This window comes from candidate division WOR-3 bacterium (genome assembly GCA_039801725.1).
Classification (GTDB): domain Bacteria; phylum Hydrothermota; class Tepidihabitantia; order Tepidihabitantales; family DTDR01; genus DTDR01.
Map to the genome: position 1 here is coordinate 1 of JBDRVE010000026.1, position 23138 is coordinate 23138.

Annotated in this window: 23 protein-coding genes and 1 other RNA gene; 14 read left to right on the forward strand and 10 right to left on the reverse strand. The window is 32.0% G+C overall.

Annotated features, from left to right (window positions below):
• The coding region (locus ABIK75_06010) for an adenosylcobalamin-dependent ribonucleoside-diphosphate reductase (GenBank protein ID MEO0090643.1) at nt 1-1314 on the forward strand (1314 nt) is incomplete at its 5' end.
• Here ABIK75_06010 and ABIK75_06015 read toward each other — a convergent pair.
• The 6 genes from ABIK75_06015 to ABIK75_06040 all read right to left on the reverse strand — a co-directional run bounded on the left by ABIK75_06015 (nt 1292) and on the right by ABIK75_06040 (nt 5440).
• Nucleotides 1292-1639 carry a hypothetical protein gene (locus ABIK75_06015; GenBank protein ID MEO0090644.1) on the reverse strand — a complete coding sequence of 116 codons (348 nt, stop codon included), beginning with the start codon at nt 1637-1639 and terminating at the stop codon, nt 1292-1294. The genes ABIK75_06010 and ABIK75_06015 overlap by 23 nt on opposite strands.
• A gap of 35 nt (nt 1640-1674) precedes the next feature.
• Nucleotides 1675-2033, reverse strand: a transfer-messenger RNA (tmRNA) gene (ssrA, locus tag ABIK75_06020).
• A 234-nt stretch (nt 2034-2267) separates the two neighbouring features.
• Complete coding sequence (locus ABIK75_06025; protein MEO0090645.1) at nt 2268-2891, reverse strand: hypothetical protein; 624 nt, start codon at nt 2889-2891, stop codon at nt 2268-2270.
• A complete protein-coding gene (locus ABIK75_06030; GenBank protein ID MEO0090646.1) occupies nt 2888-3724 on the reverse strand; it encodes a hypothetical protein in 837 nt (278 codons plus the stop codon). The genes ABIK75_06025 and ABIK75_06030 overlap by 4 nt, the downstream gene beginning before the upstream one ends.
• On the reverse strand, nt 3714-4370 hold the full coding sequence (locus ABIK75_06035; GenBank protein MEO0090647.1) for a hypothetical protein: 657 nt from the start codon (nt 4368-4370) through the stop codon (nt 3714-3716). Before ABIK75_06035 ends, ABIK75_06030 begins: the two co-directional genes overlap by 11 nt.
• Entirely contained in the window at nt 4367-5440 is a 1074-nt protein-coding gene (locus tag ABIK75_06040; GenBank protein MEO0090648.1) for a DUF6754 domain-containing protein, read from the reverse strand. Before ABIK75_06040 ends, ABIK75_06035 begins: the two co-directional genes overlap by 4 nt.
• Before the next feature lie 469 nt (nt 5441-5909).
• Between ABIK75_06040 and ABIK75_06045 the strand changes: the two genes are divergently transcribed.
• Genes ABIK75_06045 through ABIK75_06065 form a run of 5 tightly spaced genes read left to right on the forward strand, consistent with a single transcriptional unit; the run spans nt 5910 to nt 8893 of the window.
• Nucleotides 5910-6335 carry a ferritin-like domain-containing protein gene (locus tag ABIK75_06045; GenBank protein MEO0090649.1) on the forward strand — a complete coding sequence of 142 codons (426 nt, stop codon included), beginning with the start codon at nt 5910-5912 and terminating at the stop codon, nt 6333-6335.
• Between the two features lie 24 nt (nt 6336-6359).
• Nucleotides 6360-6968 carry a superoxide dismutase gene (locus tag ABIK75_06050; GenBank protein MEO0090650.1) on the forward strand — a complete coding sequence of 203 codons (609 nt, stop codon included), beginning with the start codon at nt 6360-6362 and terminating at the stop codon, nt 6966-6968.
• Between the two features lie 24 nt (nt 6969-6992).
• On the forward strand, nt 6993-7514 hold the full coding sequence (locus ABIK75_06055) for a hypothetical protein (protein MEO0090651.1): 522 nt from the start codon (nt 6993-6995) through the stop codon (nt 7512-7514).
• 19 nt (nt 7515-7533) lie between these two features.
• On the forward strand, nt 7534-8502 hold the full coding sequence (locus ABIK75_06060; protein MEO0090652.1) for a hypothetical protein: 969 nt from the start codon (nt 7534-7536) through the stop codon (nt 8500-8502).
• Nucleotides 8495-8893: a DUF2703 domain-containing protein gene (locus ABIK75_06065; protein ID MEO0090653.1), complete on the forward strand. Its 399-nt coding sequence runs from the start codon at nt 8495-8497 to the stop codon at nt 8891-8893. Before ABIK75_06060 ends, ABIK75_06065 begins: the two co-directional genes overlap by 8 nt.
• Before the next feature lie 9 nt (nt 8894-8902).
• On the opposite strand, the gene ABIK75_06070 is transcribed toward ABIK75_06065, so the two are convergent.
• Nucleotides 8903-9409, reverse strand: a complete 507-nt coding sequence (locus ABIK75_06070) for a DUF6653 family protein (GenBank protein MEO0090654.1) — start codon at nt 9407-9409, stop codon at nt 8903-8905.
• 613 nt (nt 9410-10022) lie between these two features.
• Between ABIK75_06070 and ABIK75_06075 the strand changes: the two genes are divergently transcribed.
• Nucleotides 10023-11450 carry a hypothetical protein gene (locus tag ABIK75_06075; protein ID MEO0090655.1) on the forward strand — a complete coding sequence of 476 codons (1428 nt, stop codon included), beginning with the start codon at nt 10023-10025 and terminating at the stop codon, nt 11448-11450.
• Here ABIK75_06075 and ABIK75_06080 read toward each other — a convergent pair.
• Genes ABIK75_06080 through ABIK75_06090 form a run of 3 tightly spaced genes read right to left on the reverse strand, consistent with a single transcriptional unit; the run spans nt 11433 to nt 14255 of the window.
• Nucleotides 11433-12395 (reverse strand): FAD-dependent oxidoreductase, encoded by a 963-nt coding sequence (locus ABIK75_06080; GenBank protein MEO0090656.1) that lies wholly within the window; start codon nt 12393-12395, stop codon nt 11433-11435. The genes ABIK75_06075 and ABIK75_06080 overlap by 18 nt on opposite strands.
• On the reverse strand, nt 12396-14042 hold the full coding sequence (locus ABIK75_06085) for a formate--tetrahydrofolate ligase (protein ID MEO0090657.1): 1647 nt from the start codon (nt 14040-14042) through the stop codon (nt 12396-12398).
• A gap of 21 nt (nt 14043-14063) precedes the next feature.
• Nucleotides 14064-14255 carry a ferredoxin gene (locus ABIK75_06090; GenBank protein ID MEO0090658.1) on the reverse strand — a complete coding sequence of 64 codons (192 nt, stop codon included), beginning with the start codon at nt 14253-14255 and terminating at the stop codon, nt 14064-14066.
• A 70-nt stretch (nt 14256-14325) separates the two neighbouring features.
• On the opposite strand from ABIK75_06090, the gene ABIK75_06095 reads away from it, so the two are divergent.
• The 7 genes from ABIK75_06095 to ABIK75_06125 form a co-directional block, all read left to right on the forward strand.
• The gene (locus ABIK75_06095; GenBank protein ID MEO0090659.1) at nt 14326-15135 is read left to right on the forward strand and encodes an HAD-IB family phosphatase; all 810 of its coding nucleotides are present in this window, start codon (nt 14326-14328) and stop codon (nt 15133-15135) included.
• The gene (locus ABIK75_06100) at nt 15096-16025 is read left to right on the forward strand and encodes an FAD:protein FMN transferase (GenBank protein MEO0090660.1); all 930 of its coding nucleotides are present in this window, start codon (nt 15096-15098) and stop codon (nt 16023-16025) included. The genes ABIK75_06095 and ABIK75_06100 overlap by 40 nt, the downstream gene beginning before the upstream one ends.
• Nucleotides 16025-17011: an AmmeMemoRadiSam system radical SAM enzyme gene (gene amrS / locus ABIK75_06105; protein ID MEO0090661.1), complete on the forward strand. Its 987-nt coding sequence runs from the start codon at nt 16025-16027 to the stop codon at nt 17009-17011. The genes ABIK75_06100 and amrS overlap by 1 nt, the downstream gene beginning before the upstream one ends.
• A gap of 10 nt (nt 17012-17021) precedes the next feature.
• Nucleotides 17022-17282 carry a DUF4321 domain-containing protein gene (locus ABIK75_06110; GenBank protein ID MEO0090662.1) on the forward strand — a complete coding sequence of 87 codons (261 nt, stop codon included), beginning with the start codon at nt 17022-17024 and terminating at the stop codon, nt 17280-17282.
• A 68-nt stretch (nt 17283-17350) separates the two neighbouring features.
• Complete coding sequence (locus ABIK75_06115; GenBank protein MEO0090663.1) at nt 17351-19132, forward strand: DUF4091 domain-containing protein; 1782 nt, start codon at nt 17351-17353, stop codon at nt 19130-19132.
• Between the two features lie 31 nt (nt 19133-19163).
• Complete coding sequence (locus ABIK75_06120; protein MEO0090664.1) at nt 19164-20561, forward strand: hypothetical protein; 1398 nt, start codon at nt 19164-19166, stop codon at nt 20559-20561.
• Nucleotides 20562-21090: 529 nt separating this feature from the next.
• Nucleotides 21091-23138: valine--tRNA ligase (locus ABIK75_06125; protein MEO0090665.1), on the forward strand; the 2048-nt coding region annotated here is incomplete at its 3' end.

The window sequence follows — 23138 nt, forward strand, 5'->3', positions numbered from 1 at the left end:
CAGGGTGGCAAGAGAAGGGGAGCAAATATGGGGATATTAAACTACAACCATCCGGATATTTTAGAATTTATTACTGCCAAATCAAAAGAAGGCGTATTAACCAATTTTAATATCTCGGTGGCAGTTAGTGATGACTTTATGGAGAAGGTATTAAAAAATGAAGAGTATGAACTAATAAATCCAAGGAATAACCAGGTAGTTAGCCATTTAAAAGCAAAAAATGTTTTTGATTTAATTATTACGCAAGCCTGGTCAACCGGAGACCCTGGTTTAATTTTCATTGACGAAATTAATCGCCATAATCCTACTCCCCAATTAGGTAAAATTGAGGCAACAAACCCTTGTGGTGAACAGCCCCTTTTACCTTATGAATCTTGTAATCTTGGTTCTATTAATCTGGCAAAATTAGTAAAAGAGAAGAATGGTGAAGTTTATTTTGATTGGGAAGAGTTTAGAAGGATAATTCATTTGGCGGTCCATTTTCTGGATAATGTGATTGATATAAATAGATATCCGATAAAAGAGATTGAGATAATGACCAAAGGGAATAGAAAGATTGGTTTAGGAATAATGGGTTTTGCTGATATGCTGATAAAATTAAAAATTCCTTATGATAGTGATGAGGCGTTGACTTGGGCAAGTAAAATTGCTAAATTCTTAACCGAAGAGGCAAGAAAGAAATCTTGTGAATTAGGTGAAAAAAGGGGTTCTTTTCCTAATTTTGAAAAAAGCATTTACTATAATAAATTTAAGGCGTTAAGAAATGCTACTGTAACGACAATTGCGCCCACTGGTACATTAAGCATTATTGCTGGCTGTTCCAGTGGTATTGAACCAGTATTTGCCTTATCTTATGTCCGACAGGTTATGGGTGGAATGAGATTATTTGAAATCCAAGAAGATTTTGAAAGAGTTTTAAAAGAAAGAAATCTTTATTCTAACGAATTGATTAAAGAGGTTGCCCAGGTTGGTTCAATAAAGGATTTTAAAAATATTCCGGAAGATATAAGAAGGATTTTTGTTACCGCAATGGATATTTCACCAATCTTCCAAGTTAAAATCCAAGGTGCTTTCCAAAAATATATTGATAATGCTGTTTCCAAGACAGTAAATCTACCAAATAATGCCAGTTTAGAAGATGTCCGAGAAGTATTTCTGACTGCTTGGCAATTAAAATGTAAAGGAATTACCGTCTTTCGTTACGGAAGCAAAAAAGAACAAGTGTTATACATCGCGCCGCCGGAAAGAGGAGAGTTTCTAACAATTCCCGAAAATTATTCTGGACCTTGTCCTACCGGTGATTGCGTAAGTTAGGAAAGTTAAAAAAGAGGGCAAGAATTATTATTAAAAGAGTATAAAAAGTTGCGAAAATTAAACCAATTAATAATTTCTTCTTAGAATATTTTTCTTTAGATAATAAATCTAATGTGCCTTTGTATATTAAAAGAATTCCTAAAAGATTGGTTAGCCAATAAGTTGCTATAGTTATTGGCAAGAAAAGTTTTCGAGAAATCAGAGAAAATAGAAAACCAAGAAAATAAGAAATTGGGATATTGACAAAAGCATCATTCCACCAAGAGAAAGGAGAAAGGATATAACCGATAGCTATCAAAATTCCGCTTTTTAATTTTCGCCACATAAAAAAATTTATTTATTTGGATTAAACAAAAGAAATAATGGAGGCGGCGGGAATTGAACCCGCGTCCGGAGCGTTTCGGACTTAGGCTCTACATGGTTAGTCGGTTTATTTGTCTCGCAAGGTTCTTCGCCAACCGACAGGCAGAACCTTGCCAGTTGCCTTTATTATCCAGCCTTTCTTCGGCAACGAAAGAAAGGCTTTAAGCATCCATTCGTTAACCTCAACTTAGGTCGGATGCGAACCTAAGCGAGGCTGCTGCTTTTCAATTAAGCAGCAAGTGCGTAACTACCAGTGTTGGCAGTTGTTTTTTCCTCTATTTTTTTCGGTAAAATAGAGGAAAACCGCCATGCTCCTAAGTCCCTCAATCCGCTCCGTCGAAAACCCGTTCGCCCCCATATCTAATTATCTCTAATTAAATATAGCACAAAAACTATAAAAAGTCAATAAGAATAAATGTTGATAGGGGTAGGGGGTATATATATGTAAGTTCTTATATATCAAAGACTTATATAGTGATAGGGATAACCCTATGACTATCTCCTATATAGTATCTTATAGAAATGAGTATGGTATATAAAGTTTTAATAAGAATTTTAAGTATTTATAAGATTAGAAGGGAAAGTAAAATTTATTTTATAATGCCAAGCCAATCTCTTAATAAGAAAGTGAGCCGACCAATGAGTAAGGAAATTCTTGCCATTACCGTATAGCCAAAGGAGGCACCAAAGCCAAGCATAATAAAGATAATTCCTGAGTAGGAAAGATGTTTAAGTATTCCCTTTCTTTCGGTTGAGAAGAAGAAGTAGATAATTGTCGCAATAACACCAAAGAAGATAATAATTGAAGAGATGCCATCAAAAAGGTTTAGGAAATTACTTCTTTGTAAGATTGTTGCCTTGGTCTGTTCAATGATTGATGCTTCAATTGTTCTTGGTATTGCCGCACCAGCACCATAACCTAAAACAAAGGCAATCGGAATTCTTACTAACCAAGATAATCTTGGGATAAATCTTGTAAAATATAAGGCACCAATAAAGGCAAATATTAGAAGATATAATTTCTCACCACGCGAAACAGGATTTATCAAACTGGGAACTAAAATTCTATGCCAATAGAAAGTTATCGCATAACCATTTGTTATTCCAACAAAGAGATGTTCGCAAAAGCGATAAAAGGGGTTATCTTTGTATAAGAAAGAGAAAATTCCTAATGTTAAAAGTGCTGCTATCCAAACCCAAATATCAGTACTCATTTCTTTTTTCTATAAAAATAGATTATATTTCCAATAATGATTAATATAATAATTGTAATATGGGCAGTAGTTTGGGCAGACATTGCTTCGGTTGCCTTTCTTCTTTTTGTCTTGCCGAAATGTTCTTCTAAAAGTTCTTCATATTCAGCACCACCACGCATACCAGCAAGGAGACCGGTTAATTGTCCGGAATTTAGATAAGGATAATAATCAGCAGCGGAAACTGCAGTAAAACCAGCACCAACTTTTACACCAAAAGTTGTCTGGGCATAAGTAACATACCACATCGGTATTGCTGAACCAGAAATAGAAACAACAATACCAACATCCCGATAATTTTTTATCTCTTTTAATAATGGTAAGGTATCAGTTTTATTTCCATAATAATCAACGGGAAATACTTTTGTAATACTTTCTCCCATACCAAGCAAAGGAACTAATGGTGGTGTTTGCCAACCAAGAAAGACATAATCTCTGCCATAGAGAATGCTATCTTCCCTTGTTTTTGCCTTTTCGTTAAACTCCTTTAAAACAACTTGTAAAGCATCTTCGGCTAATCCCAAACCTAATAGAGTTAGGGTCAAGACACCAACTTTTATTTTCTTATAGAAGGCATGTTTCAATAAGGCAATCGTCATTGGATGTAATTCGGCTTCGGTATCGGGTGTATAATCAACCGAGATTAATAATGCCTTATCTTTTGGTAGGTTGTTGATATAATAAAATAGTTTCTCAACTGGTTTCATTGGTAGTGGTTTTAATTTAAAGGGTCTTAAAAGGGGAATTAAGATAACCAATGTTAAAATTAAATAGATAATTCTTCTACTTGCCACCTAACCAACCTCTTTCAATACCTAATAATATTTTTAAGGAAGTGGACAAAACTCCTAATGTAATACCGAATAGCATTCCCCTTTTTGCTGCAGTATTAGGGACATCTAAAATCCATTCAGAGATATAAGGTAGTTTCGGAATCAGTCGAGCAATAGGTGGAACAGAGGCAAGCATCACAATAAAGGCAGCAACTAATAACAATATTGCTTCTAAGTTTCTTGCCCGAAATGCCCGATAGGCTGCTGATGCCATAAAATAGGCAAGTAAAGAAAACATTGTCGCACCCAAAGGAATTGCCATATTCACATAGATTGTCTGAATATCAAAAGAGAATTTGCCAATCTCCATTTTGATAAGTCCTCTGCCATCAATACCGCCAAATAAACCAATAAAGGCAGTCAAGAAAAGGGAGATTAAAGTTACATAACTATATTCCCAAAACTCCCTCTTTCTTTTTATCTTCTCCCAATGATGGCGGATAATACTACCAACTCCTAAAACTAATGAAAAGGCAAAGATAATTCTTAAAGCAGTATTTCTTAATTCGTTATCAAAATTTTGGACTGCCTTATGGGGAACATAATAGGCAACCATACCAATTATTCCCATTATTAAACACAAAATCAAAGGAAACCTTACCTTCATTTTATGACAAAGTTAAAAAGCAAAGAAATTATTGAAAGAAAGGTTAAAATAATGATTATTAAGAACTTTCCATAATCCTGACCTTTTAAAGAGCCAAGTAGAATAGGTTCTTTTGAAAGATAGGCAGAGGCAGCATAGAGTTCTTCACCAATTAATGTATAATCACAGGCAACAATAAAAAATGGTAATTGGGTGATTGAATCAGTAGCAGCAATTTGGATAGCACCAGTTTGGGCACCGGTTTCTGCTAAAATTAATGATTCAGCATAAAAGTATCCACAAAAGAAATTGGTTGCCGGTCTTTCTCTCACCATTATTCCATCAACACCAGCCGCATAAGCAAATTGGGAATCCGTTAGATAAAATACCGAATCGGGATTAAAGGCATCAGGTCGTCCAACACTCGTATAGGCTTCTTTTACTATTTCTCGGGCAACCGTATAAACAATTGGGTCATTATTCGGAACAATCAATTTCACATCATACTGGGCAATCTTCTTGGCAACTTCCGAAAGGATATTTAATGCCGCAATTGTTGCTACATCCGACATCCCACTTAAACCAGGAACAAATAAAACTGGTTTGCCCATCTCTGTTGCCCTGCCAACCGCTTCTTCCACCGCACTTAAACCGGCTATCCTTCTAATAAATAACTCAATCTTTCTTGCCCTTTTTATAAAATATAAAATCAAGAAACCAAAGAGAAAAAAGGTCAATAGAATGATTAATTTACCTTTATTAAACCATTGGGGATAACTTTTTGCTGGTTGAGAGATTTCAGAAAAAACCTTTATTGTATCCTTGACAGCTGATATTTGATAATAATAATTTAAGTTATCTTCGGTATTCTCATCTAAGAAACTATTTCTATTTGGACCAACAAAACCAATCTTATAAAAACATTCTTCCTTTTCACTTCTTCTTAATATCTCATAACCATCCAAAATTGAATCCGAAGGAGATAATTGCCAAGTTATTAAAATCTTATTTCCACCATCATTAGGATTGTCAATGGCTTTCACATTTTTTGGCGGTTCAACTATTAAGTTAAAAAGAAAGAATAAAAACATTGTTTAAAATTATAAAAATTTCAAGATAAAATTCAAGTATATACTTGGTTGAACGTATCGTTACCAGCGGTAAGATGGCAATAGTCAGGGGAATAATAATTTAATCTAAAATAATAACTGGAAAATTAGCAAAATTCACATTTAAAAAAGTTAAATTATCTAAATCTTCTCTTCCTATTCATTTCTCCATTGACATTTCAAAAATTTTAACTATTTCTTTAGAATTAAGTAGGACTTAAGTAATCCATAGAGATAGTGCTCCTGATTTAGAAGGGGAAAAGAGATAAAAACTTCAAAGGGATTATTAGAAGTATAAAAACTAAATTAAATAATTTCAAGATATCTTCGACCTTAATATCCCTGTTAACTTGATAACCATATTTTTAATACACTTACTATAAAAATTATTTGATTTTTTATCCAAAATTTTTATAATGATTATTAACAAAACTTTATAAAAGGAGGAGAAATGGTTAAGGTATCAAAAGAGTTGTTGGATATGTTAAATCAAGCAATTGCTCGGGAATTACAGGTTTCTATTCAATATATGTGGCAACATGTTCAATGGAAAGGGGTAAAAGGTTTTAGCGTGAAGGATGAGTTGAAGAAAATTGCCATTACCGAAATGAAGCACGCAGAAGCGATTGCTGAAAGACTTGTTTATCTTGGTGGTATCCCAACAACCAAACCCGATCCAATCTTTGTTGGCAATACTTTAAAAGAAATGTTAGAACAGGATAAAAAAGATGAGGAGAATGCGATTACCCTTTATAAAAAGATAATTGAGAAGGCAAGAAGTGAAAATGATGAAACAACAAGAAGACTTTTTGAGAATATCCTTGCGGATGAAGAGGAACACCACGATACTTTTACTTCCCTTTTAGAGGAGTTATAAAGAATAATAAAAAGGAGTTAAAAAATGAAGAAGTTTTATCAATTACCGCCTTTACCTTATTCTTTTAAAGATTTGGAGCCAATTATTTCCGAAGAGCAATTAAGAATTCATTATGAAAAACATCATCAGGCATATGTGAATGGTGCCAATGCGATTTTAGAGAAATTGGATAAGGGAAGAGAAGAGAATCAGGATTTAGATATCAAGGCACTTTTGAAAGAACTCTCTTTTAATATTGGTGGTCATCTCTTACATTCTTTATACTGGTATAATCTTATCTCTCCAAGCAAGGCAAAAGAAGTTCCCGAAGGTGTGATAAAAGAGAAATTGGAAAAAGAGTTTGGTAGTTTTGAAAGGTTTAAGAAAGAGTTTATCAAAGCAGCATTAACAACCGAAGGCTCGGGCTGGGCTTGTTTAACTTATTGTAAACAGACCGATAGACCAATTATTATGCAGGTAGAAAAACATAATACTAATGTCTATCCAATGTTTAGGATTTTACTTGTCTGTGATGTCTTTGAGCATGCCTATTATTTAGATTACAAAAATGACCGAGCAAAATATGTAGAAAACTTTTTCAAAATTATCAATTGGGAGGCAGTAAATAAGAGATTGCAAGAGATTTTAGGTTAGAATCTAATCTTAAAAATTATTTAGATGAAAAGGGATATCTTTATCTTTTTATTAATTATTGGTATTGGAAATTTTTTTACTTACGGTTCAGAGGTTTTAGGAAAAGAGAAGAATACTCTTGAAGATTTTAGCCGTAACGGAGTATACTTTGAAATTGGTGGTCAAGGGTTAATATTTTCTTTAAATTATGATTATCGCTTTATTACTAATTCTACATTTAGAATAGGCGCTTCCTTTTTTCTTTTTGGCTATGGTTTTCCACTCTCTTTGAATTTTATTACTGATAATAATTCTTCTCATCATTTTGAAGCAGGGATAGGCGTAATGTGGTTAAAGGCTTCTTCTTTGTGGGGAGAGGCTAAAAGTGAATTTATTCCAAATTGTTGTTTAGGTTACAGATATCAACCAATAAAAAAAAGCGTTCTCTTACGAGTGTCTTTTACACCTTTTTTCAATTTTAAAGAAGAAAGAGATCGTTTAGGAAACCAAATAAAGAAACTTGAAATAAAACCTTGGGGAGGTTTTTCAGTTGGCTTAACTTTTTAAACCGTTACTTTTTTATAATATGAGAGTAAAAATAATATTTCTTTTTTTAATATTTTTAACTTTTTTATTTTCTCAAGAAGATACCTTAAAAGAAGAGAAACCAATAAAAGAGAGAAATTACAGAAGTTATTTTATTGCTTCAGAAGTTGTTTTAGGTATTGGGATTTACTCTTGGACATTACCTTTGGGTCTTGGTTTAAAAGATAGATTAGCAGTTGCTCTCGGATTATGGACACCGGCAATTTCCTTTTTTGCTTCTTCGCGGGTTCGCAAGGTAAAAGCAAGTGGTACTCCTTTACAATCTTTCTTTGGTGGGATTGGTGGCCATTTACGAGGGTTTATTTTTGCCGAAGATATCAAAAATCCTTATATTGTTCCTTTATTTCTAAGTTTAGGGGAAAATATTGGTGGTTATTTTGTAAGTGAGAAACTTAAATTTGGTGTAGAGGACGCTTGGCGATTTTTTAACTTTAATCTATTAGGAGTATTTCATGCAGGAATGATACACATTTTGACAGAAGAAAATTGGAAAGATTATAAATATTTCTATCTTATTTTCTCTGCCTTAGAGGGTTATGGCGGTAGTATTCTTTTGAGTAAAGAAGATAATATCACTTTTGGCGATGCCTTTTGTGAATTGGAATATGCCCGATTAGGAATAACAAGTCCGATAGCCTTTTTAGGTGGTATGGAATTATTGACGAATAAAGATTTCTTTAATAAAAATTCTGTTGCCCTTTCTTCTTTGCTCGGTAGTTGTCTCGGTTATTATTTTGGATATAAAATGAGTAAAGAAAGGGATTTATCTTTGGGCAAGGCTTTATTGGTATCTTTTGCGCCCAGAATGATTGAAGGAATAATTTTGGGAACAGTGGTTTTGATTGCTTCTGAAAATTGGGATAGAACCAAATGGGGGATAACTTTAATTACTTTAAGTATCGCTGACCCAATCGGCACCTATCTAATAGATAAGAAATTAAATGAGTAAAAAGATTTTAGAAATTAAATGGCAGAGATTGGTTTATAAAGGCGAAACCTGTCCAAGATGCGACCAAACTGATAAGGAATTAAAGAAAGCAGTTTCTTTTCTTTCCCAATCTCTTCTTTCTATGGGAATTGAAGTAATTTTTAAAAAAGAAGAAATTTCTCTTTCCGAGTTTAAAAAAGACCCTTTACAATCAAATAAAATTTTGATTAATAACCTTCCAATAGAAGATTATCTTTCAGGAAAAGTGGGAAAGAGTCCTTGTTGTAGTGTTTGTGGTTCTTCGGAATGTCGAACAATTGAACTAAATGGTAAGGTGTATGAGAGTATAACTGCCGATATAATTATTAAAGCCGCCCTTCTTGCTGTTTCAAAGTTAATTAGAGAAATATAATTTCGTTCATTAATATAGCCAGTTTTTATATTCTGGTAAATGCTTCATATCTTCATATAACCATACCATTCGGTCACAAAACCAGATTTTACTAATAAAACTTATTATACCACCTAAAATTGTGGGACTTAATTCTAAGGTATATAAACCATAGATAAAAAAGATAAATCCAATTAGTCCAACTATTGATAAAATATTCGGCAGAGTACGATGATGTTTGGGAATAGGTATTTCTTTACGATTCGTCCAAACCCGTTCACCTAAGACTGCTTTTGATGCCCAATTATTAGTGCTTTTTGCTTTGGGAAATATTCTGGGATTAAGCCATAACCAGAATAAAACAGCAATTATTGGAATAAGAGACCACCAACCAAACCATACCCTACTCCAAAAAGATATCGCCAAAAGAGGAAGCATAAAAAAACGGGAATAAACACTTAGAGGATTAGCATGTCTCAGCCACATTTCATCACTATTAAGTTTAAATAAATTACTTATTTTTCTTTCCCATCCCATAATCCATTATTATGGATAGAAATATTTCTCTTATCAATATTAAGTTTATAAACCCGATTATAATATCTTTACAAAACTGGAATAACTCCCTATTTTTTTATCCTTATCTTAATTTGATACCTTATTCTTTATCCTATTCTTTTACTGCCTCGCTATTAATAAATAGAGATTAAATCCTATACTATCTCCTATACAACCCCCTATTTAATAAAAAAATTCTCCTTGTCTTGCTAATTTATCTCTTAAGAGACCTATGAAAGGGATAATTATTTAGCCATCAAATAAGAAAGATGTTAAACCTTAAGCACCTCCTATTTAGGTTTATTTTTTAATAAAACCTTCTTTGTTAACCTTACTAAATATTGGTATTTTAATTTACAATAATCATAACCAAAAGATAAACGATATATTTTCAATCTGTTCATAAAATTATAATATCTTACTTTTGGTGATAACACAAGATTTCATAACTTTTGTTAACCCTTTTAAGGTATCTTTTATCATATATTCTTCCTTATATATAGACGAAAAAAGAGCCCCAAAGGTTACCACTTTTTTATTTATTGACATAAATATAAATATATATTAAAATTGAAATTAAAAAGGAGGAGATATGAGAAAGATTTTATTTTTAATTCTAATATCTCTTTTAGGAATTTTTTTGTGTAAAAAGAAAGAAAATAAACCGCCAGAAACACCTAAAGTTTTTGGACCAAGTTACGGTTATGTTGATAGTGCTTATGAGTTTAAGGCAACAACCTTTGAACCAGAAGAAGAAAGTGTTGCTTTTCGTTTTGATTTTGGCGATGGTAATATTTCCGATTGGACTAATTTTATAAAGAGTGGCGAGACAATTAAGATAACCCATTCTTTTTCTCGGGTTGATTCTTACTATGTAAAAGCCCAAGCAAAAGATATTAAAGGTAATATTTCTTATTGGTCTTTTCCCCATTCTATTTATATTTCGGAAAGACCTTTAGAAAAATTATGGGAGAAGAATTACGGAGGAACTGGTTGGGAGTATGGTTATAAGATAAAAGAGATAAATAACAATTATTTTATTGTTGGTGAAGCAGAGCATAAGGTTTATCTATTAAAAGTTGATAGAGATGGGAATCTATTATGGGAAGGTAGGTATGGTCCAGATAACGGAATAAGTTATGGTTATGATATTATTATAGCGCGAGATGGTAATTATCTTATTTGTGGTGCTACAAATGTGAGAAATGGAAGGTATGACGCCTATCTTATAAAAGTGGATAATAATGGTAATCTTATATGGGAAAGAATTATTGATTTAAATGATAATGATGATTTTGGTTGTGTAATTAAACCAGCAAAAGATGACTCGGGTTATATAATTTTCGGTTATGAATATAACGATACAATAAGTTCTCATGATATTTTTGTGGCAAAGGTTGACGAATATGGATATTTATTGAGTAGCATTGGTTTTGGTGGTAGATTAGATGATTATCTTTATGATGTTTTAGAGTTGGAAGATGGTTATTTAATTTGTGGTTTTACTGAATCTTATGGTGCTGGTGGTGGAGATGTCTATTTAGTAAAAACTAATTTTAATGGTGAGCCGAGATGGGATAGGACATTTGGCGGAGTAAATTGGGAACGGGGATATTCAATAAAGAAAACCAATGATAACTCTTTTATAATCTGCGGTACAACCCAATCTTTTGGTAATGGTAGTTATGATGTTTATGTTTTAAAAGTTGATGAGAATGGTAATCTACTATGGCAGAAAACCTATGGTGGCACAAATTGGGATGAAGGTTATTGTATTGATTTGGCTGATAATGGTTATATCATAACTGGTTTTACCCGTTCTTTTGGTAGCGGTAATGAAGATATTTATGTAATTAAAATTGATGAAAATGGTAATTTAATATGGCAGAAAACTTATGGTGGTAGCGAACAAGATAAGGGAGAATGTGTAATCCAAACCGGAGATGGTTATTTGATTTGTGGTTATACTTGGATTGAAGGAAAAGGTTTTGATGTCTATTTATTAAAATTGAGAAGATAGAAGATATTTAAAAGCCTGTAGACTTGCCTTGGCTCCTTCGCCGCAGGCAATAATAATCTGTTTATCTTCAACCGAAGTGCAATCACCGCAGGCAAAAATACCTGGTACATTTGTTTCGCAATTACAATTGACAATAATTTCTCCTTTATCATTCAAATCTAAAAATCCCTTTAAGAACTCGGTATTTGGTTTCATACCGGCTTCAATAAAAACACCGTCAACAGGAATTTCGTATTCTTTATTATTTAATTGATCATAAACCAAAATACCACTAACTTTTTCTTTTCCTAAGATTGCTTTTGGTAAATGTCTTAAAAGGATATTTACATTATTAAACTTATTTAATCTCTCTTTTAATATATAATCGGCTTTTATCTCACTGCGGACAATTAGATAAACTTTCTTACAAATCTTAGCGAGTTCAATGGCACTAATCACCGCAGAATTACCACCACCAATGACCGCGGTATCTTTATTTTTAAATAAAGGAGCATCACAAGTAGCACAATAACTTACTCCCCTGCCTAATAGTTCTTTTTCATTAGGCAGATTTAATGGTTTGGGACTTCTGCCAGTAGCAATAATCACTGTTTTACCTTGATAAGTTTTATTATCAGTAGTTTTTACCAAAAAGATATTATTCTCTTTTTTAATATTATTCACCTCTATTCCTAAACCTAAAGAAATGGGAAAATTGGTTAATTGAGTAGTAAATTTTTCTGCCAGTTCTTTACTGGTAATATATTGAAAACCGGGATAATTTTCAATTTCACTGGTTAATAAAATTTGACCACCCAAATCCTTTGTTAAAAGTAAAATACTTAAATTTTTTCTTGCGGAATAAATTGCCGCAGTTATGCCCGCAGGACCACCACCAATAATAATTAAATCATATAAAAAATTTTCTTTTGGTTCTTTTAAATTAAGTCCTAATAAAGAAAACATCTATTTTAGACCGATAATGTAATCGTTTTCATCTAAATCAATATTTAAGGCATTAGGATTTTTAGGCAAACCTGGCATCAAAGAGATTTCACCAGCAATCGGTACAAGAAAACCAGCACCGGCATTAATATTTATCTGATTGATAGTGATATCAAAATTAGTTGGTGCGCCAAGAAGGGCAGGATTATCAGATAAAGAATATTGGGTTTTGGCGATACAGATTGGTAGATTATTGAAACCCAAGGCATTAATTCTTTCAATATCTCTTTTTGCCTTTGGAGTTAAAACTACTTGGCGGGCACAATAAACTTCTGTTGCTACTTTTCTAATTTTTTCTTCTACTGGATCATTTAAATCATAAGTATAATTAATCTCACTTTTTTTCTCAGTGATTTTAATAATTTCTTGGGCAAGTTCAATCGCTCCTTCGCCCCCATTTTCATAGACATCAATCACACTAAAAGGCACTTGTTGAAATTCACAATATCCCCGCACAACTTTTATCTCTTCTCTTTTATCACTGGCAAATTTGTTTAAGGCGACCACGAAGGGGATATTAAATTTTCTGAGAATTTCAATATGTCTTCCTAAATTAGCCAAACCTCTCCTTAATGCCCTTATATCTTCTCCCAAGCCGTGATGTTTTAATGCCCGAATAGTACAAACTAAAACTGCTCCATCAACCGGTAAATTACCGATACGCGAAACAATATTAATAAATTTCTCGGCTCCCAAATCGGCACCAAATCCTGATTCCACCACCAGATAATCACAAATTTTTAATCCAATCTTCATTGAAATAATACTGCAGGTTCCAGTAGCAATATTGGCAAAAGGTCCGGTATGGATAAAGGCCGGAGTATGTTCAATTGTTTGGACAATATTTGGTTTTAAAGCATCTCTTAATAAAACTGCCATCGGTCCGTGGGCTTTTAATTCACCGGCGGTAAAAGGTTTACCATCTTTTCTAAAAGCAACCAAGATATTAGCCAATCTTTTCTTTAAATCCTTTAAAGAGGTTGCCAAAGATAAAATTGCCATCACTTCCGAAGCAGCAGTAATAATAAATCCATCTTCTCTTGCCGGACCGTTAAGTTTTCCGCCCAAGCCGATTACAATTGTTCTTAAACTTCGGTCGTTCATATCGATTGCCCTTTTGAAAAGGATATCTCTTTCGTCAATTATCGGTTCGGCACCAAAATGGATATGGTTATCCAAAAGGGTTGCCAAAAGATTATGGGCACTGGTTACTGCGTGAATATCGCCGGTAAAATGGAGGTTGATATCTTCCATTGGCAAGACTTGGCTATATCCACCACCAGTGGCGCCACCTTTTATTCCGAAGACCGGTCCTAAAGAAGGTTCTCGTAAAGCAACGATTGATTTTTTGCCAATCCGCCAGAAAGCCATTGAGAGACCAATGGCAGTAGTTGTTTTCCCTTCACCATAGGGAGTAGGATTTATTGCGGTAATTAAAATTAATTTACCATCAGGGTTGTTTTTAACCTTCTCATAAAATTTTAAAGAGATTTTTGCTTTGAAATTACCAGAAGGTAAAAGAAACTCGTGAGGAATATTTATCTTGTCGGCAATTTCATAAATAGGATATAAATGAACTTTACGGGCAATTTCTAAATCAGAAAGCATTTATTTTAAATTATAGTTATTTTATTCTTCTTCAATAATTATCGCACTAACCGGACAATCTTCCGCAGCCTGTCTTACGCAATCTTCGGCTGCTTCTGGTACTACTTCCATTTTTACCCCAGCAGTATCACCTTGCATTTCAAAAATATCTGGGCAAGTATTACAGCATAGTTCACAACCGGTACACAGTTCTTTATCTATTCTCACTTTCATTTATCCTCCTTTTTAAAAATAAATTATATAATTAAACTTGAAAAAAATCAACAATTTTTTAAAATTAAATGTGAAGAAGAAAACCGAAAAGAGAAAGATTAAAAGAAAATTTTTGTTTGCTACCGATTTTGACCAAACCCTCTCTTTTGATGATACTGGTGTTCTAATCTCTTTAGAATTAGGAATTCCGCCCGAAAAGTTTTTGAATAAGGTAAAAGAGATAAGAAACAGAAATATTACTCAATTAGGTGGCGAACTTGCCTATCTTTTGGCTTATGACCCCGAATATAAAAATCGGGTAACAAAAGATTTCTTATTAAAAATCGGGGAAAAGGTGAGGTTGAAGGCGGATGTGGATATTCTATTTAGGACATTACAAGAAGGCATTGAAGATTGTGAATTTGTTTGCTATGTCATTTCCGCCTGTCCGGATTTAATTATTAAGAAGTCAATGAGTAAGATTTTAAAAGAGGAGAATATTTTCGGAACAGAATTTAGATACGATGAGCAGGGAAGGATAGTTGAGATTTTAAGAACAGCCGCTGGTCATGGTAAGGCAGCAATTGTTGATTATCTTGTTGAGAAGGAACATATTCCAAAAGAGAATGTGATATATATTGGTGATGGTTCTTCTGATATCCATGTTATGCTTCATGTAAATGTTTATGGTGGTTTTACAATTGCTGTCTCACCTTCACCTTATTTAGGGCATATATCAAAAAGAACGGTATTATCAGAAAATGCCCTGTCGGTTCTTTGTCCGATTTTAGAAGATTTATTTGGTTATACCGAAGAAGAGATAAAGAATTTTTATGCAAAACTGGGGCACCCGATCTATGAATGGAATCGGGCAAAAATGGAATGGCTTACCATCGCTTAACTCTTCTTTTTATATCAATATTTCTCTTCTGTCAAAAAGAGATTCCTATCGAAAAAAGTGATATTATCTTTGGTAGTTATTTTAGAATAAAAATTTTTACCCAAAATAAAGAAGAGGCAGAAAAACATCTTGATTCTCTATTTATTTTACTTAAATATTATGATTCTCTTTTTTCTTATTTTAACAAAAATAGCGCCCTCTCTTTTATCAACCAAAATAAAAAGGCAAGATTATCCAAGGAATTAAAAGAGATAATTTTATTATCCCAAGAAATAAGGGATAAAACTTTTGGTTATTTTGATATTACAATTGCTCCTTTGATGGAGATTTGGGGATTCTATGATAAAAATTATAAAAGACCAAGAGAAGTAGAGATAAAAGAGATAAAGAAATTTATTGGTGAGAATGCTTATCTAATAAGAGAAGATTCTATTTTCTTAAAAGAAAAGACAAAGATTGATTTAGGTGGTATTGCGGTTGGTTATATCCTTGATAAACTTGTTTTATTTTTGAAAAGTAGGAATATTAAAAAAGGGATAATTGATGCCGGTGGCGATATTATTGTTTTTGGTGATTTTAAGGCAAGAATTGGAATTAAAGACCCAAATAAAGAGGAGATAATAAAGACAATTGAGATAAAAAATGGTGCCTGCTCTACTTCTGGTGATTACTATAATTATTTTAAAATTGGTGATACTATCTTTTCTCATATCATCAATCCGATAACCGGTGAAGCAGAGAGAGCATTAAATAAACATCGCCAAGTTACTGTAATTGGCAAAAAAGCAATAATCTGTGATGCCCTTTCTACGGCTTTATTAATTATGCCCGACTCATTAAGAAATAAGGTATTAGAGAATTTTAAAGACTATAAAGTAATTTTCTACTAATGGTAGTAGCAAGATATTATAAAAAATTAGAAGATAATAAGGTGCAGTGTCAACTTTGTCCAAATTATTGTATAATTGCTCAGAATAAATATGGTCGTTGTTTGGGAAGAAAAAATATTGAGGGAAGACTTTATGCAATAAATTATGGAGAAGTAGTTTCTTATGCAATTGACCCAATGGAGAAAAAACCCTTATACCATTTTTATCCTGGGAGAGAGATATTTTCTGTAGCAACTTATGGTTGTAATCTTTTGTGTCCTTTCTGCCAGAATTGGGAAATCTCCCAGAACCGAGTAAAAGGAATTTATCTCTCACCAGAAGAACTAATAAAGATTGTAGAAAGAGAAAAATGTGAATTTATTGCCTACACTTATACTGAACCCCTTATTTGGTTTGAATATCTCTTAGATGTAATGAAATTGGCAAAAGAGAAAAATATCAAAAATGTTTTAGTTACTAATGGAATGATTAATGAAGAACCTTTAAGAGAACTTTTGCCCTATATTTCAGCAATGAATATTGACCTAAAATCAATCAAAGAAGATTTCTATAAGAATTTTATTAAAGGAGATTTGAAAACAGTATTAAGAACAATTGAGATAAGTAAAGATTTCTGCCATATTGAGATAACCAATCTAATTATACCAACAAAGAATGATACCGAAGAAGAGATAAAGGAACTTGTTTTATTTATCAGCAATTTAAAGAAAAGTATTCCTTTACATTTTTCAAGATATTTTCCCCATTATAAATGTTCTTTTCCACCGACACCACTAGAAACCTTATTGAAAGCCTATAATATTGCTAAGGAAAAACTTTATTACGTTTATTTAGGAAATGTCTTTGGTGTTAAAATTGGTCAGGATACTTTTTGTCCGGATTGCGGTAATTTACTAATTGAAAGGAATTATTATCATATTAAAATTATTGGTTTAGAAGATAAAAGATGTAATAAATGTAAAAGGGAGATTGAAATAATTTTGTGAAGGAGGTAAAATGGGAAAGAAGACCGTACCATTTGTAATAATTATTATTTTAATTGGCGGTGTTTTAGGCAGTGCCTTTTCTTTATATCTTTCCGGTTTGTTTCCGGAAGGGCAGGTAAAGAAATTCTTCTTTGAAGCAATAAAATTTGGTATTCCTAATTTTACCTTAAATTTAGGTTTTTTAGAGATAACCTTTGGCTTTTCTTTAGCGATTACTGCCTTTACCGCCCTTTTTATTATCTTTCTCACCTATTTAATACTGAAATTGTAATCTATATATATATTGACAAATCTATGAATTTTTAGTATAATATAATTTATTTGTTTGAGGACTGGGCTATGAACTTATTCTCTTTTTTTCTTTTTTTATTTCTATTTAATCAATTTAAGGTTTTTACTTTAAATAGTTTAGAAAGATTTACTAATGAAAAGCAAATTGAAAGACTTAATATAATTCCGATAGAACTATATTTTTTAAGGAATGAATATGAATCTTTTCAGATTGGAATAAAAAATGATGAGGATTGCGAAATTGAATTCTTTTTTACGAAAAATTTATTTCCTTATTTGAAGGTCTATTATGAATATTTTATTCCCATTCTTACTTCTTCCCATTCTTTGGGAAAAAGTAAACCGCAGATAGCCGAAAAGGTTCCCGACCCGTTGATACCGATAGAAAGAAGAATTAATATAAAGAAAGGGATAAATATTTTCTGGTTTGATGTTTATATTCCGGAAGATGAAGAAAAAGAAATGATTGAAGGTGAGATTAAAATAAAAATACTGCCTCAAAATCTAAATTTTACAATTCCCATAAAATTAAATATCTTAAAAGAAAATATTAAAAAAATCCCTTCTTTTAAAACCTTATTTGTCTTTTGGTTAAACCCAATAATTGAGAAGCATAGAAGTTGTGATAAATATTTGATTACTCGTCTTTATTACGAAGAGGCATTATCTCATAAAATAACACCTTCGGCAATTCCCTTGGATATCAGACCAAAAAGGATTGAGATAAATAATATTTTAGATAATAATACAAATTATTCACCTTTACCTATTTATAGTGCTGATTTTAATGTTACTTATTCTACTGGTTTTTTAGATAATAATTTAGAATATTATCAAAATAGAAATCTAAATCTAATTGAAGTTCCCTTATTTGCCCAGCAAGGTCTCTTATTTTTCCAATGGCAAAAATATTTAGAAGTTTTCTCAAATTATTTTGAGAACAAAGGTTTTGAAGATATAATTGATTATTCTTTTGATGAACCAAAACCAAGTGATTATGATTTAATAAGAGAATGGGCTTATAACCTTCATAAATTTACCAAAATAAAGAATTTAATTCTCTTTAATAATTTCTATTCCGAAAAAGTTGATGAAAGATTATTAGATGATGGAACTGGTTGGCCATCAATTGATATTTGGGTTCCAAAATTTAGTCTCCATTATTATTTCAAAGATTTCTTTAAAGAAAGGGAAAATAAAGGTGAAGAGATATGGGCATATCAGGCAGGAGTTACTGATTCCTTTACTCCCAAATGGCTTTTAGATTATCCATTAATTGAGAAGAGAGTATCTTTCTGGCTATTTTCCCTATTTGATATCAAAGGAATGGTCTATTGGGGAATTGATAAATGGCAAAGGGATGTTTATGAAGACCCGATAGTAATAATTGATGATAAAATTTATAATGGTGATGGTTATTTAATTTATTATGGTTCAAAATTTGGTATGAATAAGCCAATATCTTCAATAAGATTAAAAACAATTAGGGATGGCATTGAAGATTATGAATACCTAAAAATCCTTAAAGAACTTGACTATTCTTCTTATTTATCTCTAATAAATAAAATCGCTACTGATTGGGATAATTGGTCAAATAATCCTGATTCTTTGATATTAGTAAAAAAAGAGATTTGGGAAAGAATAAGAGATTTGATAAAAGAAAGAAAATCGGGCAGTCAAGAAAAATTCTTATTCGTTTTTAATAATAAAAAAATTGGGATAAAACAAGTTTTTGATATTACGGGTAAAAAAATAGATGGCAAGAAAATTAACAGAGGGATTTACTTTATAAAAAATAGAGATAGTTATAAATTAATCAAGATATATTGACTTTAACTTAAATTTTGTTATATAATTTTCTATGAGAAGAAAAATATTTATTTTCATTTGTTTTATTTCAATAATTTTTGCTGATACTTTGTGGGTAAGGTGGTTTGATACTTTTACTGATGAAATGGGTTTTGGTGTCGCATCGCGGTTGGATAAGATTGTGCAAGTGGGAACTGTCTTAACCGATAGTAATTTGGACCCCTGGGCAGTTATTTACGATCAAAGCGGTAACTTATTCCGAGTCGTGCCTATTGGTTTGCCGCAAGATAACGAAGCAATTAGTGTTGCTTTTGACAATAATGGAAATTTTTATCTTACTGGTTATACTTATCAATTTAGAAAATTCTTATTAAAAGATTTAATCAAGAAAAATTTTCATCCTCAATATTATTCCTCTTTCCTTTTCAAATTTGATAGTTTAGGTATTGAGAGATGGCGAAAGATAGAAGAAAACAAAATAGGTGTCGGTGTTGCAGTAGATGTGGAAGATAATGTTTATCAATCAGGTAGTTATTATTACGGTTATTTTGACTTCTTTATTAAAAAATATTCGCCTACCGGTGAATCAATTTGGGAAATAGTATTAGATAATAATCTTTATGATTTTGGCTATCGGGCAAAAATTGACCGAAACGGAAATATTGTGGTAACTGGCTTTACTGGTGATGGCAATAATTTTGATGTTTTCCTTTGTAAATTAAATCCGGATGGCAATATTCTTTGGCAGCAGACCTATGATTTTTCCCCAGTTGATTTTGGTATAGGTGTTGATGTTGACCAAGAGAATAATATTTTAGTTAGTGGTTTAACTGGTGATGTTTCTTATTATGATTTTCTTCTCTTGAAATGCGACCAAAATGGCAATCTTTTGTGGTCAAGGACTTTTAATTATAGCGATTACGATGAAGCCTTAGGTGTGGCAATTGATCAGCGAAATAACATCTATCTTTCTGGTTTAGGCGGCAATTTAGATAACTACGACTTAATCATTCTTTCTTATGATGATAATGGTAATTTGCTCTGGCAAGAAACTTACGATTTCTCCTATGATGACTGTGGCTCCGATATAACAACCGATAATTTAGATAATCTAATTGTTGGTGGTTATGCGGTAAACAACATTAACTATACTTATGACTTTCTTTTAATGAAACTAACCAGCCAAGCAAAAATTCTTGAGAGTAATAATTTAAAAAAGAAAAGAGAAATAATCACTGAAGATAAGATTTTCCTATCAATTCCAGTTTCCGATTATTACCAATTAACTATCTATGATTTACAAGGTAGAAAGATAAAAGAACTATATTCTGGTTATTTAGAAAAAAGTCTTCATCAATTTTCCTTAAAAGATATAAAAGCAAATATTGCTATCCTTTCCATTCGCAACAATTTGGGATATGTAAAAAATATAAAGATTGTAAAATATTAAACTCTTCCTTTTAGTTTATTCTGAAAAAGAGAAGAAAATTGGGATTTTGAATACTCTTTATAAACATAAAATCCATACCAATAAACTTTCTCTAAAAGAATTTTAAAAAGGTAATAATATTTATACAGTGACAAGTCATAATTTTATCTTTGTCAAATCTGATAGGTTTTATAACCTATTGAAATTAGATAACTTACACAATTTTCCAGTTTCCTGTATGGAAACTTTTTATTTTAGGAAAAATCAATATAAGTCATTGAAATTTAACTATTTAGATAGAATTTACCCTTCGGATAGGGGGCTATCTACTATACTACCTTGGAGAGCACCTTAAAGGTTATTTTTTATTATAATTTCGAATTATTTTTAATTATTCTTAATCAGAAATTTTTATAGATACTTTAAAATTTTCTTAAAATTAAGATAGGTTGTTGAGAGTTAATAATAGAAGAAGAAAATTTTAAGAAAAATCTCAATAGTAAACATATTGACTTTTTTAACTTAATTAATATAATAGTTTTCTATGGAAATGAAGAAGGTTTATGAGCCAAAGGAGATAGAGAAGAAGTGGTATTCTTTTTGGGAAGAAAAGGGATACTATAAAGCAAACCCTGATTCAGAAAAACCAAAGTTTTCAATTGTTATTCCGCCGCCAAATATTACCGGTCCATTACATATTGGTCATGCCTTGAATAATACTATTCAGGATATTTTGTCAAGATATAAAAGGATGGCAGGTTATGAGGTTCTTTGGCTACCTGGTATTGACCACGCCAGTATTGCTACCCATAATCAAATTGAAAAAGAATTAAGAAAAGAAGGAAAGACCAGGTTTGATATTGGTAAAGAAGAGTTTTTAAAAAGGGCTTGGGCTTGGAAAGAGAGGCACCATCAATTGATTATCTCTCAGTTGAAAGGATTTGGTTGTCTTTGTGATTGGTCAAGGTTTCGTTTCACAATGGATGAAGAATATTCTTATACCGTTAGATATGCTTTTGTTTATTATTATAAAAAAGGTTTAATTTATCGGGATGATAGAATTATTAATTGGTGTCCAAGATGTCGAACAGCCATTTCTGATTTGGAAGTGAAGCACAAAGAACTTGATGGTTATTTGTATTATATAAAGTATCCTGTAAAAGATAGTAAAGAATATATAGTGGTTGCCACAACAAGACCAGAGACAATGCTTGGTGATACTGCCGTAGCAGTTAATCCCTTGGATGAAAGATATAAAGATTATATTAATAAAACTTTAATTTTGCCTTTACAAGAAAGAGAGATAAAGGTTATTGCTGATGAGATGGTGGATATTGAGTTTGGTACTGGAGCAGTAAAGGTAACTCCGTCCCACGACCCTAATGATTTTATTATTGCTAAGAAGCATAATTTAGAATTTGTGAAAATAATTGATGAGGATGGCAAAATTATTCCACCAGCAAAAGATAGGTATTGCGGATTAGATCGGTTTGCGGCAAGAGAATTGATTATTAAGGATTTAAAAGAAAAAGGATTATTAGAGAAAGTTGAGAATTATAAAGTGCCGGTTGGGACCTGTGCCCGCTGTGAAACGATTATTGAGCCATTAATCTCTAAACAATGGTTTTTGAGAATGGCTGAATTGGCAAAACCGGCGATAGAAGTTGTTGAGAAAGGTGAAGTAAAATTTGTTCCTAAAAGATGGGAAAAAGTATATTTAGATTGGTTATACAATATTAAAGATTGGTGTCTATCAAGACAATTGTGGTGGGGTCATCAAATTCCCGTTTATTATTGTTTAGATTGTGAAGAGATAATGGTGGAAATGGAGAAACCTGAGAGATGTAGTAAGTGTAATAGTAAGAATATTAAAGAGGATGAGGATGTTTTAGATACTTGGTTTTCTTCAGCACTCTGGCCCTTTGCGACAATGGGTTATCCCAAAAAGACGAAAGAATTGGAAGTTTTTTATCCAACAGATGTTCTGGTTACCGATCCGGATATTATCTTTTTATGGGTAGCAAGGATGGTTTTTTCCAGTTTAGAATTTCTTAATAAAATTCCTTTTAGATATGTCTACATCCATTCAACCGTTCTGAACGAAAAAGGTGAAAGAATGTCAAGAACAAAAGGGATTGGTATTGACCCGCAAGAGATTGTAGAAGAATATGGTGCTGATGCCTTGAGATTTACCTTAACTTATTTAGAAAGCCAGTCCCAATCTTTTCGTTTAAGTAAGGATAGATTTATTATTGGTCGGAATTTTGCTAATAAGATTTGGAATGCCGGAAGATTGCTTTATTCTTATTATCAGGAAAAAGAGAATTTTATCACAGAAGGGGAAGAGAAGATTTATGATTATTGGATAAAGGAACTTTTCAACCAACTTTTAAGGAAATACGATTTTTATTTAAAAAACTATTATTTCTCTCTTCTTGCCCAAAGTCTTTATACTTTCTTTTGGAATAGTTATTGTGATTGGTATTTAGAATTAAATAAAGAGAGATTTAGAAAGAAAGAGAAAAAGGCATTAAAAATAAGTTTAGATATTTTCTATAACTTTTTAAAACTTTTACATCCAATTATGCCTTTTATCAC

Bases quoted from the DNA above. Each gene is read 5' to 3' on its own strand.
- ABIK75_06015 (MEO0090644.1), bottom strand. From the start codon at position 1,639: ATGTGGCGAAAATTAAAAAGCGGAATTTTGATAGCTATCGGTTATATC.
- ABIK75_06025 (MEO0090645.1), bottom strand. From the start codon at position 2,891: ATGAGTACTGATATTTGGGTTTGGATAGCAGCACTTTTAACATTAGGA.
- ABIK75_06035 (MEO0090647.1), bottom strand. From the start codon at position 4,370: ATGAAGGTAAGGTTTCCTTTGATTTTGTGTTTAATAATGGGAATAATT.
- ABIK75_06040 (MEO0090648.1), bottom strand. From the start codon at position 5,440: ATGTTTTTATTCTTTCTTTTTAACTTAATAGTTGAACCGCCAAAAAAT.
- ABIK75_06045 (MEO0090649.1), top strand. From the start codon at position 5,910: ATGGTTAAGGTATCAAAAGAGTTGTTGGATATGTTAAATCAAGCAATT.
- ABIK75_06050 (MEO0090650.1), top strand. From the start codon at position 6,360: ATGAAGAAGTTTTATCAATTACCGCCTTTACCTTATTCTTTTAAAGAT.
- ABIK75_06055 (MEO0090651.1), top strand. From the start codon at position 6,993: ATGAAAAGGGATATCTTTATCTTTTTATTAATTATTGGTATTGGAAAT.
- ABIK75_06060 (MEO0090652.1), top strand. From the start codon at position 7,534: ATGAGAGTAAAAATAATATTTCTTTTTTTAATATTTTTAACTTTTTTA.
- ABIK75_06065 (MEO0090653.1), top strand. From the start codon at position 8,495: ATGAGTAAAAAGATTTTAGAAATTAAATGGCAGAGATTGGTTTATAAA.
- ABIK75_06070 (MEO0090654.1), bottom strand. From the start codon at position 9,409: ATGGGATGGGAAAGAAAAATAAGTAATTTATTTAAACTTAATAGTGAT.
- ABIK75_06075 (MEO0090655.1), top strand. From the start codon at position 10,023: ATGAGAAAGATTTTATTTTTAATTCTAATATCTCTTTTAGGAATTTTT.
- ABIK75_06080 (MEO0090656.1), bottom strand. From the start codon at position 12,395: ATGTTTTCTTTATTAGGACTTAATTTAAAAGAACCAAAAGAAAATTTT.
- ABIK75_06085 (MEO0090657.1), bottom strand. From the start codon at position 14,042: ATGCTTTCTGATTTAGAAATTGCCCGTAAAGTTCATTTATATCCTATT.
- ABIK75_06090 (MEO0090658.1), bottom strand. From the start codon at position 14,255: ATGAAAGTGAGAATAGATAAAGAACTGTGTACCGGTTGTGAACTATGC.
- ABIK75_06100 (MEO0090660.1), top strand. From the start codon at position 15,096: ATGGAATCGGGCAAAAATGGAATGGCTTACCATCGCTTAACTCTTCTT.
- amrS (MEO0090661.1), top strand. From the start codon at position 16,025: ATGGTAGTAGCAAGATATTATAAAAAATTAGAAGATAATAAGGTGCAG.
- ABIK75_06110 (MEO0090662.1), top strand. From the start codon at position 17,022: ATGGGAAAGAAGACCGTACCATTTGTAATAATTATTATTTTAATTGGC.
- ABIK75_06115 (MEO0090663.1), top strand. From the start codon at position 17,351: ATGAACTTATTCTCTTTTTTTCTTTTTTTATTTCTATTTAATCAATTT.
- ABIK75_06120 (MEO0090664.1), top strand. From the start codon at position 19,164: ATGAGAAGAAAAATATTTATTTTCATTTGTTTTATTTCAATAATTTTT.